We start from the raw sequence: 12,762 nt of genomic DNA on the forward strand, positions 1-12,762 counted from the left end.
CGAGGATTTTGGTTATTCGAATTTGGGTGAATGCCCCAGACCATCGCAATGCGGGTGTTTTAATCCCCTCACGAGGATTTTGGTTATTCGAATCGAATTCTTGTTTCAATGTTTCAAATAAGCCAACTTGTGTTTTAATCCCCTCACGAGGATTTTGGTTATTCGAATTGATGGGAGTAGTACGTTCAGAGAGAGCGGAACAAGTACAGTCCGTTTTAATCCCCTCACGAGGATTTTGGTTATTCGAATGCAACAAGAAAAACGGCGCATTGCATTGCTTGCTCTTAGTTTTAATCCCCTCACGAGGATTTTGGTTATTCGAATTCAAATGCGTTGGGAATACATCGATGGATATTTATATTGTTTTAATCCCCTCACGAGGATTTTGGTTATTCGAATGCATTCCAATCACCTATTAATCCCACCTTGCTATAGTACGTTTTAATCCCCTCACGAGGATTTTGGTTATTCGAATAGCAACAACGCCACCAGCCCAATAAAGCAAAGGGGTTTTAATCCCCTCACGAGGATTTTGGTTATTCGAATACAACTGGAGCTGATGGGGAAGCTCTGCGCGGTAGCCGGTTTTAATCCCCTCACGAGGATTTTGGTTATTCGAATGTAAATCATTCGCCCATTCGATTACATCTTTTTTATAGTTTTAATCCCCTCACGAGGATTTTGGTTATTCGAATTGTTTCGTGCAGATAGGAACATTGAATACTTTTATAATAAGTTTTAATCCCCTCACGAGGATTTTGGTTATTCGAATTTAATGATATTGATAACATTCTGCACGGCGATACTAGTTTTAATCCCCTCACGAGGATTTTGGTTATTCGAATATAAACGTGATGGTAAGCATTATAATGGCGAGGTCTGAGTATGTTTTAATCCCCTCACGAGGATTTTGGTTATTCGAATGCGCAAAATAATAATAGTATCTCCACATTTGGCATTAAAGGTTTTAATCCCCTCACGAGGATTTTGGTTATTCGAATAAACAACAAATTCGCCAAATACTGATTAGCAAGTACAATGGTTTTAATCCCCTCACGAGGATTTTGGTTATTCGAATTTTTTGGGCTACCTCGTTTAAGGTAGCATCTGGCTGTTTTAATCCCCTCACGAGGATTTTGGTTATTCGAATATCGCAGGCAAACTGGGGCCAGCCTTTGCCAAAATCACGCGTTTTAATCCCCTCACGAGGATTTTGGTTATTCGAATTGTCAAGCGTATAAAGGATCGTGCACGCGCTTAATTAGGTTTTAATCCCCTCACGAGGATTTTGGTTATTCGAATAAAAACAGACCCCTAGTTGTTAGAGGTCTGTGAACGATGTTTTAATCCCCTCACGAGGATTTTGGTTATTCGAATGCCAATCGTAATCCCTGACTTGGGCGCATTACACTGCCGTTTTAATCCCCTCACGAGGATTTTGGTTATTCGAATGACCATTCACTACTTCAGCGGCACGCTCCCAAAAGGTTAGGGTTTTAATCCCCTCACGAGGATTTTGGTTATTCGAATCACAAATGACGTGCAAGCAGGTAATGATTGATTATTGCGTTTTAATCCCCTCACGAGGATTTTGGTTATTCGAATCAATTGCAATATCAGGTTCGCCGCGCTCAAAATTAATATGTTTTAATCCCCTCACGAGGATTTTGGTTATTCGAATATACCCCAATTTTCATGGCTTTGCAAGGCTCTAAAACGCGCGCTTTGCGCGGTCCGCTGCAAAATGCTAATTTTCAGGTGTTTTTGGCCCATAAAAAGCAGCCTAAAAACGCGTTTTAGCCCATTCTAATGCGATCGCGCGGCTTGCAAACACATTTGTGCCCCTATATAGCCCTAAAACCACAAACGGCTTGCATAATAGAGCCGCTTGTGGGAGAGAGGAGAAGGTTTGATTGCATTTTACCATCATTCTGGCGTATGATCAGCAACGGTCATGGTTGTAATCAATGACATTGCCACATGGCCTTCAAGTACACTCATCGCATGATTATGGTGAATCGAAACAACCGTATAGCCTGCCGCAAATTCTTGGCGCAAGCTTGCTTGAAGCTCAGCCATATTGAGCGCAATCAACGATTTAAGCAACTCTTCCAACGATAGATTGATCGCCGCTGTGCTGGGCCGACTGGAAGCACTCGCTAAACTCTGCTCAGTAATCGGCAGCGAACGGACACTTGTCTCGGTAAACACATGCATTTTGCCTAACATTCGATGCTCCTATGCAGCAAATCAGGATTCATAGCGCTGCTGTAGCAACAATCGTTCCTAATAGCTCCACACCCTCAGCACTTATTGCAGGGCAAAATGCTCAGCATCTGCATTATCAGCTTGCTCACGATTGATCACCAAAAGCGGGTTCGGATCGTCAAGCGCAACCAAGATTGGAAAATAAACTTCCAGCACATCACCATTGGCAACCGGAGTATCAAAGCGTGGCTCGAAACAGCAGGGCAAGCCTTGCATATCCTTCACTGGGCGATATTCAGCATTCGAAAAAACCAAAAGCGAGATTTGTGCTCCATCAAGCACTACCGGCTCAGGATTGGCTCTGCCATGAGTTATTTTTGCCCGAACTAAGCCTACTTCATAGCCAGCAGGCGGCCCAGTATAAGCTGGGTCAAGCGTTGCAATGGTTGTTAAGGCTTGCGCACCCCGCTCAAAATCGACAACTTCAAAAGCAAACGAGAGATTCGTACTGGCCATCATCAGCATTTCACCCTTAGCAATTGGATCATTGGCCGCTCCAAAACTAAACGCATTCTCTAACTCAGTATCATCAAGGTAGGTTACCGTCACCGCAACTGGCTGCTCGGTTGACGCAACTGTAGTCGTCGGAATCGGAGCATTCGTCGGCGATTGAGCCTGATTAGCACCACAGGCCATAAGCGAACATCCAAGCAGCATTCCAAGCGTTAATTTGCGTACGCGCATAACTCCTCCTTACTTTCGAGCTTGCTGGCGATACGCAGCCATAACTGCAAAGGTTACTTACGATTAATGCAACGCTCAATCCCGCATCCTATGCTACTCTATCGCCACGTGAACAACCCTAACAAGGAAGGATATTGTGCATGCGGCGTTTGAGTTTTTGGATTCTACTTGGAATTTTAGCGGCATGTGGCAGCAGCACGCCCAGCGAGCCAAGCCAACAAGCACTTGCCCCAACCGCGATGGCGACTGCAACTGCAACGGCTGCGCCCACCAATCCGCCCCCACCAACCAACACCACGATTCCCACGGCAACCAACGAGCCAAGCCCCACCCCAGAGCCAAGGCTCGAATTGGCGATTGTTGGCGATATTATGCTGGCCCGTTCAATTGGCGAGCGTATTCTGAGCGATGGCCCCGAACCAGTGTTTGCTGGAGTCTACGCCGATTTAGTTAACGCCGATTTGACGATTGGCAACCTCGAAACCGCTGTTGCCGATACTGGCGAGCCAGCGCCCAAGGCCTATCGTTTTTTAGCACCGCCAGAAAGCATCGCTAGCCTCAGCCATGCCGGCTTCGATTTGGTTTCATTGGCCAATAATCATAGTTTAGATTGGGGCGAATCAGCGCTGAGCGAAACCATCGGCTTGTTAAATCAAGCAAATATTGCCAATGTTGGCGCTGGAATGAATGCAGAACAAGCCTATCGCCCAGTGATTCTTGAAAAAAATGGCCTGCGCTTGGCATTTTTAGCCTATGTTGATGTGCCAGTTGAAAATGGCGGCTTTGTGACCGAATCATGGACAGCAACCGCTGATCAAGCAGGCCTGGCTTGGGCCGAACCAGCAGTGATTGCCGCCGATGTTGCAGCAATTCGGCCAAGCGTCGACCACGTAATTATTTTGCTGCACAGTGGCTATGAGGGAGTCAACCAGCCAAACGAGATTCAGCGCAGCAATGCTTATGCAGCCTTGGAGGCAGGCGCGACGCTGGTGCTTGGCGCGCATCCGCATGTGCTGCAAGGCTATGAAGCGCGGCCAAACGGCCAATTTATTGCTTGGAGTTTAGGCAATTTTGTCTTCGATGGCTTCGATGGTACGCCCAGTCTCGATAGCGCAATTCTGCATTTAACCCTCGATAAAAGCGGCGTAATCGGCTCGCGCTGGACTCCAGTGCGCTTGGTTGATGGCTATCCACAAGCGCTTGATCCAGCTAGCGACGGCGCATATATCATCGAAACCATTGAGCAGTTGAGTCGATAGATTTAATGGTTCATTGGATTGGCAACCGGGATCATTCCCTCACCCCCAGCCCCTCTCCCACTGAACGCGGGCGAGGGGAGCACCAACTCCGTAGTTCCCCCTCGCTCGTTCGACGTTACTGGCCCTGCTGTGTTGTATGGCACAGGCGTGAGTGCACCGACTCCGTAGTTCCCCCTCGCCCGTTCGACGGGAGCGGGGGCTAGGGGGTGAAGGGAAATCGGTGGTTAACGTGATGACCCCTCGTTGCTAGCCCTTGCGGATTGCCTCGACGCGAGTGACAAACTTATTGGCATACTCAGGATCGTCTGTCCACGTATTGCTCAAACCAGCAAGGGTTTTGGCAACACCACGCAGATTTGCGGGAATGTTGCCATGGCGTGGGTTGCGGGCCATCATCTTTTTTTGAGTTTCGTTGGCTTCATCATCACGCAACGCCAAGGCCAATAATTGGCCAATATGCGCCTGCACCGCGCCATCCCACGTGCTGAACGAAAGCCCGCCCTCTTGGCGTACGCCCAAGCCAGCTGGGTTACGCTTTGGCCGCGCAGCCCAGCCCGAGGTCAAGCCAGCGGTTTCAAAAATGCACTGTGCCGCTGCCAGAAACGGATCAAGCCCAACGCTTGGCGCATAAACCCAGTAATAGCCCATAATCGTTTCAACATCGTTCTTGTATTCTGAGTTTTGGGCCAAACTTTTACGAATAAAGCCAATTGCTTTTTCGCGGCTGCCCGAAGGCGTAGCGCTCAACAACGGTGTGTTGGCAGTAATTGGGCTATCAATCAACGGCATGCTTTGCACATTATTCAAACGATCAACTGCATTTTGAATTGTGCTGATATAGTAGGCCTCGCTAATTGCAGCGCCTGGGCACGAGGGTTTGTTGTAATCGCGATGTGATGAAATGCCACCGCCAAATTTTTGATGACGAATCTCAAAGCTGTTCAATTTGCGTTTGAGCACCGCCACCGCATGGCCAACCAAGGCCGCAACCGGAGCCGACCACTGGGTATTTTCAAAATAGCCACATACTTCGATGCCGATTGAATATTGCAACGTGCCTTTGCTATCGCGATAGCCATTGCCTTGGGCCGCATGAATCCCTTGGTCATACATCGGCGTGAACAGCCAAATCCATGTTTCATCAATAAACAGGTGTGGGCCACGATCCCAGCCAGCGCCAGTGCGATAATATTCGCGCAAGGTTTCAAGTTGCTTAAGCCGTTTGCGATAAATTTGACCTTCGCTCAAGCCAGTTTCTTGGCTATCCCAACGCCAGCCCGATGGATAAGGCGCGGCGGCGGTGCTTGGCACAGCAGTATGGTGCAAAACAACAAAGTTGGGCGGAATTGCGCCAAAATCATAGCTATCAACATAATGGCTAAATTCTTCGGCTTTTAGACCCTGACCGATATACAAAAACTGTTCAACAGGCACAACTCCGCGCGTGCCTTCCTCGCTGAGCGTATCTTCATGCGGCATTGCATCTTTGGGATCAGGCAAATCAAACGGCGGTAGCGGCTCGTCGTGCAGCGGTTGGTTATCATCAGTCATCGATTGGTCTCCTTCGCACAAAACACCGAGAACAGCCCAATTATATAATTAAGCTTCCCTCATCCCAACCCCTCTTCCAACCGCTGGACGAGAGGCTTTAATCCATGGTTCTTGCGCAATACGTCGGTGAAGACTGGCGGCTCCCCTTGCCCGCGTTTTCGTGGGAGAGGGGGCTTGGGGGGTGAGGGAACGCTCCACATCAAACGAATTACTAAGAACCTGACCATGAAAGCTCACCCCAACCCACGCCATGGCAGAAAGGTTGCGATAAGGGAACCGATTAAACATACAAACTTGTTAGGGTGAAGAGGAACAACACGCCTGCAATGTAGCTATTGACATTGAAAAAGGCAATATCAATTTTGGAAAGATCGCGTGGGTTGATTAAGCTGTGTTCGTAGACCAATAAACCTGCGGCAGCAGCAACACCAACATAAAATGGCCAACTGAGGCTTAACAAAACCCCAACCGCCAAGAGCAAGCTAATCATGGCCACATGGCAAACTTTGGCAACCAACAGCGAGGTAGCAATGCTGAAGCGAGCTGGCAACGAGTGCAAGCCTTCCTTGCGATCAAAATCAACATCTTGGCAAGCATAAATTAAATCAAAGCCAGCAATCCAAATCCCAACCGCTCCCGCCAGCAAAAGCATCGCAGGCCGAAAATGTGGATCAACCGCCAGCCAACCACCAGCGGGCGCAATTGCATCGGTGAAGCCTAGGCCAAAGTGACACAACCAGGTAAAGCGCTTCATATACGAATAGCCACTTAACGCAATCACGGCAATCGGCGAGAGTAACAAACACAACGGATTGAGCAAGCCAGCGGCAACCACTAAAATGGCTAACGAAACCAAGCCAACAATCAAGACCGATTTGGCCGAAAGCGTGCCCGCAGGAATGGGGCGGATGCTGGTGCGCGGGTTGCGGGCATCAAAATGGCGGTCAAGGTAGCGATTGAACGACATCGCGGCAGTACGCGCTGCCACCATCGCCACGGTGACCAAAATCAACGGTTGCCAGCCAGGAAATTGTTTGTTGGCCAAAAACAGCCCCAAATAGGCGAAGGGAAGGGCAAAAACCGTGTGTTCAACCTTAATGTTGATTGCGGTTTGCTGCAAGGTATTACGTAAACTTGTCATGCTGCGTTTCCTATCGATGATAAACAAGAATCTGCTTGCATTATATAGCAGTCGCATGGCACTGGTAATCCTACTTTACACTCGACATATGGGCTAGATCACGAATTAAGTGGGCTTTGACTTTTATGCCAGCATTCCCTACAATGTGCCTTGTATCACAAACTGCTGGCAATGCTGCCTGAGCTAGACGACCGCCTCGTGTTCGACGTTGAATACGTTTGGACAGGGGCTTTTTTTGTTTGCGCCGAGGAGTGTACCCATGACGGTCTATAACTTCAATGCCGGTCCTGCGATTTTGCCACCCACTGTTTTGAGCCAAGCCCAAGAAGAACTCCGCGATTTCGCGGGCACTGGGATTTCGGTGATGGAAACCAGCCACCGCTCAAAAGAATTCGAAGCGATCAATAACGAGGTCGAAGCACGCTTCAAGGCCTTGCTTGGGATTGAAAGTGGCTATCGGGTATTGTTGCTGCAAGGGGGAGCCAGCACCCAATTTGCCATGATTCCGCTCAATTTCTTGGCTGCTGATGCGGTTGCCGATTATATTGTAACTGGCGTTTGGGCCGAAAAGGCGCGCGACGAAGCCCAAAAAATCGGCAAGGTGCATATTGCAGCCGATACCGCCGCCGATAAGCACAACCGAATTCCCACCCAAGCAGAGCTGCAATTTAGCGAAAATCCTGCGTATGTCCACTTGACCACCAACAACACGATTTATGGCACGCAATGGCAAACCATTCCCGAAACCAATGGCGTGCCGATTGTGGCCGATATGAGCAGCGATATTTTCTCGCGACCTTTTGATGCCAGCAAATTTGGTTTGGTCTACGCAGGAGCGCAGAAAAACCTCGGCCCTTCTGGTGTCACCGTGGTTTTGATTCGCGAAGATTGGCTGGATAAAGGCGCAAAGAATGTGCCCACCATGTTGCGCTACAGCACCCACGCCAAAAACAATTCACTTTACAACACTCCACCAACCTTTGGTGTATATATGCTCAACCTCGTTTTAGGCTGGATTCAAGAGCAAGGCGGCTTGGCAGGTATGGCTGAATACAACACCCGCAAAGCCAACATCGTCTACAATGCGATCGATAATTCTGGCGGTTTCTATCGTGGCCATGCAGTTACCGATAGCCGCTCGCAAATGAATGTCACCTTCAATCTGCCCAACCAAGAGCTGGAGAAGCAATTCTTGGCCGAAACCAAGGCTCAAGGCATGCTTGGTTTGCCTGGTCACCGCTCGGTCGGCGGCGTGCGGGCCTCGATCTACAATGCAATGAGCATTGAAGGAGTCGAAGCCTTGGCAAGCTTCATGGCTCATTTTGCAGCCAAACACGGCTAAATAATTCAAGCCCTCGGTTATGGCTTGATGATGCCAGCGCCGAGGGCTTACAAAGAACATAGAGCAAAGAACATAGGAATTTAACCGCGAAGAACACGAAGAGCGCGAAGGATGGAAACCGCGAAGAACACGAAGAGCGCGAAGTTGGGTTTTTAGCCACAGATTGGCACAGATTATGATGATTAGGCTATGGACTTTTGGCTATAGGCTATCGGATTTATCCTTCATCCCTCATAATTTCGTAGCTCTGCACCTCTGCGCTAAAACTGTCCCCTGAATCCTAGCCCCTGATCCCTATTTTTTGACTTCAGCCTTTGCTTGAAATCTTAAAAATATTCCGATAGCCAAGAGCCTATAGCCTGATCCTTTCATCCTTCATCCTTCATCCCTCATACTTACTATTGCCCGTTGGTCTCTTTTTTGCTATAGTGACCCCGTTTTCTAAAAAATCGGTTAATTAAGGATAGTATATGCGTTCATTTGTGGTCTACATATTGCTTTTGGGATTGGTGGCATGTGGCCAGCCCAACCAAGTTGCGACAACCCAACCAACCTTGGGGCTGATCCTGAGCAATCCAAGCCCAGCACCTATGGTCAGCACCGCAAGCCCAAGTGTAGTAAACGGAGCAACCAGCGCAACCCACGTTGTTGGGGCAACGCCAAGTATTGCTGCCGACGATTGGCAAAGCCAATACCGCGCTTGGATCAATGAAGCGCGCCAAACCCATCCGTATAGTGAAAGTAGCGAGCTGATGTGGAATGTGATGATCTGCGAATCGAGTGGAAATCCCACCATTCAAGGCCCAGGCGAATTGATTGGTTTATTTCAATATCAGCCAAGCACCTGGGGTGGAACGTGGAACCCATATCGCGATCAGCCAATTACTGATCCACGAGCGCAAATTTTTGCCACCGCCAAAGCATGGCACGATGGCAATCAACAATGGTGGGGCGTGTGTCTCTAATTATTCATCAAGGTTTCAACAGTATCGAACAAAATATCTAAGGTAAACGGCTTAAACAAAAATTGCCCATACAGTTGGGTCTGGTCACGGCAATCAACGGCGCTCATAAAGACAAAAGATGGTGAGGTTGCCCCGAATTCGCGTTGGACTAATTCAGCCATTTTGATGCCATCCATAAACGGCATCATCACATCGGTCAGCACCAAGGCTGGCTGAATTCGTTGCGCTGCTTCGAGACCACGGCGGCCATCATAGGCCACCTCAACCGTGTAACCTTCGTCTCGCAGGGCATCGGCGATCATGTCTGCGATTGAATCTTCATCATCAACGATCAATATCTGTTTTCCAGCAACCACACAATGACTCCTTTTATCGCCGTGGGACATTCCAACGCCGATGATCGATGACCATCAGCGTTTGCTCCTCGGAACTATTGAATTAAAGAGATAAGCAAAACTATCCAGCAAGATTTAGACCAATAGGCTTATGGCGTAATTGGTTCAAGCGGTAAGCTCACGGTAAAGCAACTCCCATGACCTAAACCGTCCGATTCAACCTTAATGCTCCCACCATGAGCCCGAACCACTGCGCGAACGGTATAGAGACCAAGACCTGTGCCACCAACTCGTTGGGTATGGCGGCCTCTAGTAAAGCGCTCGAAAATTCGTTCGAGGTCTTGGGGGTCGATCCCCAAGCCAGAATCGCGAATGCTGAGCAGCACCGTTTGGGCTTCAAGCGCTAATTTCACAACCACCACTGTCTCATCGGCGCTATATTTCAAGGCGTTATCGAGCAAATTCCAGATCACCCGCTCCATCCAAATTGGATCAACCCGCAGTTTTGGCGCTGCATGCAGTTCCATCGCAATCCGTGGATTCGCCAAACCACCATTAATTGTGGTGACTAATTGAGCCACCAAATCGCCAAAATCCAGTAATGAAGGACTAATCAACGTTTCGCCAGCGTTGATTCGGGCCACATCAACCAGCAACGAAAGATAATCGCGCATGCGATCGGATTGGGCAATAATCGATTGCAAGCGATTGAGTTCGCGTTCGCTACGATTTTCAGTTTTAGCGCGGCGCAGCAGCAAATCGGCACTACCACGGATGGTCGTCAACGGATTTTTCAAATCGTGGACGATAGTAGCAATGGCATTATCGCGATCGCTTTCTTGCAATTTCCAACCAGTAATATCTTGAAAGACGGCAACAGCACCAATCAAATTACCACGATTATCGTGAATTGGCGAGGTATTGGCCAAAATTGGAATTTCGCTGCCATCAGGGCGACGCAAAATCAATTCATGCTTCAAAAATGGCTCGCCAGTTTTGAGCACCCGCGCAATCCCCGAATCGCCAGCAGGCAGGCGGGTACCATCAGGTTTATGTAAACCAAAATGATTATAGCCAGCGACTGGCACAGCGTGCAGCGGGTGTTGCCACAATTGCTCTGCTTGGCGATTGGCCAAAATCAAGTGCCCATCGGGAGCCAAACCAACCACCACGCCTTCAGGCAAAACATCGATGATGCTTTGTAACAATGATTGATGCAGATCGCCAAAATTATCATGCTCATGCGGCTCGACATAGCTAGTGCGTAAACGCCCAATCCAGCCCTCAAGCAAAGCCTGAATAATCATCACTTGGGCTGGGCTAAACTTGTGAGCAGGATTGAACTTAATTGCGTAAAAAGCTTCATAGACAAAAATCAAGGTTGCTGTTTCGCCGTTCAAGGCCTGCTCAGCACTCATCATTTGGCCATCTGGCTGGCCTGCGGCTGGGGTAACACAGTGATATTCACCGGAAGCTGTGCGGCTCCAAATTGTTACCTCAACCTGAAAAGCAGCGCTGAGAGCCTCCGCCAATGCAACCAACGATTGTGGCGCTTCGGTTGTAATACGGCGCGAAAAGTCTTCAATCATAGCCCATTCGCGACTGGTTATATTCATTCGGCGTTCCTTCCACATAGCGCATGGTTACACAACAGCGTTAGCTTAATCCGAGGTTGGTTTAATTGGGCGACCGATAATCGCTTCGTAGCGTTGGGCGAGGGCGGTGTAATCTGAGCGTGGGTCAAGCGCTTTTTGGGCCACCCACATTTGTTGGGCTAAGCCACCAGCCCACAATGGCACGCCACTCGCACGCGCAGTATCCATCACGGCATTAAGATCTTTGGCCAATAATTCAGCTGCAAAGCCTTTGTTGTAATCGCCGCTGAAGATGGTTTCGGGCAGCCAACGCTCAAGCAAGTAATTCGAGGCAGTTGCATTTAATAAAACATTGCGAATCGTATCTGCTTCCACGCCATTGGCCACGCCAAAGGCCAAAGCTTCGATATTGGCCATCGCAATAATACTGATGGCGAGATTATTGCATAGCTTGACGACAGAGCCAGATCCGCTTGCCCCAATGTAGCTGACTGCGCCGCCAAGCACATCTAGAACCGCTTGACAGCGTTCAAATGTGCTTGCTTCGCCACCCACCATAATTGCCAACTCGCCAGTTTTAGCACGGGCTGGGCCACCGCTAACTGGAGCATCGAGCATGGCTATTTGGCGTTCGGCAAGTTTAGCGGCAATTGCGCGGCTGGCGGTTGGCGCAATTGTGCTCATATCAATACAGATACTGCCCGCAGCCATACCCAATGCAGCACCATTCGTGCCAAGCAACGCCGCCTCAACTTGCGGCGCATCGGGCACCATGGTAATCACAATATCGCTGTTTGCGCCCAAGGCTTGGTAATTTTCGGCAATCGTTGCGCCTTGCTGGGCCAGTTGCTCGGCGGCTTCGCGGCGTTGATGCACGCCAACGGTTAATTGATAGCCAGCTTGCAGCAAATTTGCCGCCATCGGTGCGCCCATCGCGCCCAACCCGATCAAGCCAATCCGTGGTTTTTGCATGATTGTTTCCTTGTTAGCACATCCAAAATTTAGGCTTCAGGCCAGCCTGGCTCAGTAATCGCCATATCGAGCGCATCGTTGAAGCGATTAAACATCGAAAACAGGCTGGTTGTGGCGGTTAATTCAACAATTTCGCCTTCATCGAAATGTTCGCGCAGGCTAGCCCACAATTCATCGCTAATGCCTTTGGCGTTGACGGTCACTTGTTCGGCGTAGCGCAACGCCACCCGTTCGCGCTCAGTCCAGCGTGAATCATCGGGCGATTGCAGTGCATCGATATTTTCTTGCGAAAGCCCAAGGTTGCGCAAAATCGTTGAGTGCGAGGTTAGGCAATAGGCACATTCGTTTAATTGCGATGTGCGCACCACAACCATCTCTTTTAGGCGTAGATCAAGCGTGCCAGTGCTCAGCACAGCACTCATCAAATTGCTGGCGGCGATCATCATCTCTGGGCGGCGGGCAAAGGTGCGAAACATATTTGGCACATTGCCACGTTTGGCATAAAAGCCCTCAAAGACCTTGAGCGACGCAGGATCGACTTCGTTGGGCGCGAGTGGTTTTAATCGGGGCATGACACAAAACCTCCACTAAGCCAAATTCGACGGGTTGCATGCTACCACAATCAACAAAACTGAGAAAATGCCATAAGC

The 12,762-nt window shown here is 49.2% G+C and carries 11 protein-coding genes and 1 CRISPR repeat array (1 of these 12 only partly in view); of the genes, 3 read left to right on the plus strand and 8 right to left on the minus strand.

Going from position 1 to position 12,762, the window contains the following annotated elements:
• Positions 1-1,681: direct repeats of the CRISPR family, unit length 37 nt; unit sequence GTTTTAATCCCCTCACGAGGATTTTGGTTATTCGAAT; it begins 4,257 nt to the left of the window's first position.
• Between the two features lie 245 nt (positions 1,682-1,926).
• On the minus strand, positions 1,927-2,229 hold the full coding sequence (locus tag ACFMKP_RS16335; RefSeq protein WP_204757914.1) for a hypothetical protein: 303 nt from the start codon (positions 2,227-2,229) through the stop codon (positions 1,927-1,929).
• A gap of 81 nt (positions 2,230-2,310) precedes the next feature.
• Positions 2,311-2,952 (minus strand): hypothetical protein, encoded by a 642-nt coding sequence (locus ACFMKP_RS16340; RefSeq protein ID WP_382293183.1) that lies wholly within the window; start codon positions 2,950-2,952, stop codon positions 2,311-2,313.
• A 140-nt stretch (positions 2,953-3,092) separates the two neighbouring features.
• On the opposite strand from ACFMKP_RS16340, the gene ACFMKP_RS16345 reads away from it, so the two are divergent.
• Positions 3,093-4,211: a CapA family protein gene (locus tag ACFMKP_RS16345; RefSeq protein WP_382293185.1), complete on the plus strand. Its 1,119-nt coding sequence runs from the start codon at positions 3,093-3,095 to the stop codon at positions 4,209-4,211.
• Positions 4,212-4,457: 246 nt separating this feature from the next.
• Here ACFMKP_RS16345 and ACFMKP_RS16350 read toward each other — a convergent pair whose 3' ends face one another.
• Both ACFMKP_RS16350 and ACFMKP_RS16355 read right to left on the minus strand, forming a co-directional pair.
• Entirely contained in the window at positions 4,458-5,762 is a 1,305-nt protein-coding gene (locus tag ACFMKP_RS16350; RefSeq protein ID WP_382293187.1) for an N-acetylmuramoyl-L-alanine amidase, read from the minus strand.
• A 280-nt stretch (positions 5,763-6,042) separates the two neighbouring features.
• Positions 6,043-6,903, minus strand: coding sequence for a UbiA-like polyprenyltransferase (locus ACFMKP_RS16355; RefSeq protein WP_382293189.1), 861 nt, complete (start codon positions 6,901-6,903; stop codon positions 6,043-6,045).
• A 259-nt stretch (positions 6,904-7,162) separates the two neighbouring features.
• Here ACFMKP_RS16355 and serC point away from each other — a divergent pair, with 259 nt between their 5' ends.
• Together serC and ACFMKP_RS16365 are read left to right on the plus strand one after the other, a co-directional pair.
• On the plus strand, positions 7,163-8,245 hold the full coding sequence (gene serC, locus ACFMKP_RS16360; protein WP_382293191.1) for a 3-phosphoserine/phosphohydroxythreonine transaminase: 1,083 nt from the start codon (positions 7,163-7,165) through the stop codon (positions 8,243-8,245).
• A 470-nt stretch (positions 8,246-8,715) separates the two neighbouring features.
• Complete coding sequence (locus ACFMKP_RS16365) at positions 8,716-9,210, plus strand: hypothetical protein (RefSeq protein WP_382293193.1); 495 nt, start codon at positions 8,716-8,718, stop codon at positions 9,208-9,210.
• Here ACFMKP_RS16365 and ACFMKP_RS16370 read toward each other — a convergent pair.
• The 4 genes from ACFMKP_RS16370 to ACFMKP_RS16385 all read right to left on the minus strand — a co-directional run bounded on the left by ACFMKP_RS16370 (position 9,207) and on the right by ACFMKP_RS16385 (position 12,684).
• Positions 9,207-9,566: a response regulator gene (locus ACFMKP_RS16370; protein WP_164689646.1), complete on the minus strand. Its 360-nt coding sequence runs from the start codon at positions 9,564-9,566 to the stop codon at positions 9,207-9,209. The two genes, ACFMKP_RS16365 and ACFMKP_RS16370, sit on opposite strands and share 4 nt — an antisense overlap.
• A gap of 128 nt (positions 9,567-9,694) precedes the next feature.
• Positions 9,695-11,161 (minus strand): ATP-binding protein, encoded by a 1,467-nt coding sequence (locus ACFMKP_RS16375; RefSeq protein WP_382293195.1) that lies wholly within the window; start codon positions 11,159-11,161, stop codon positions 9,695-9,697.
• 45 nt (positions 11,162-11,206) lie between these two features.
• The gene (locus tag ACFMKP_RS16380) at positions 11,207-12,112 is read right to left on the minus strand and encodes an NAD(P)-dependent oxidoreductase (protein WP_382293197.1); all 906 of its coding nucleotides are present in this window, start codon (positions 12,110-12,112) and stop codon (positions 11,207-11,209) included.
• Between the two features lie 29 nt (positions 12,113-12,141).
• On the minus strand, positions 12,142-12,684 hold the full coding sequence (locus ACFMKP_RS16385; RefSeq protein ID WP_382293198.1) for a carboxymuconolactone decarboxylase family protein: 543 nt from the start codon (positions 12,682-12,684) through the stop codon (positions 12,142-12,144).
• Positions 12,685-12,762 lie beyond the last annotated feature (78 nt).

The organism is Herpetosiphon sp. NSE202 (assembly GCF_042688385.1).
Classification (GTDB): domain Bacteria; phylum Chloroflexota; class Chloroflexia; order Chloroflexales; family Herpetosiphonaceae; genus Herpetosiphon.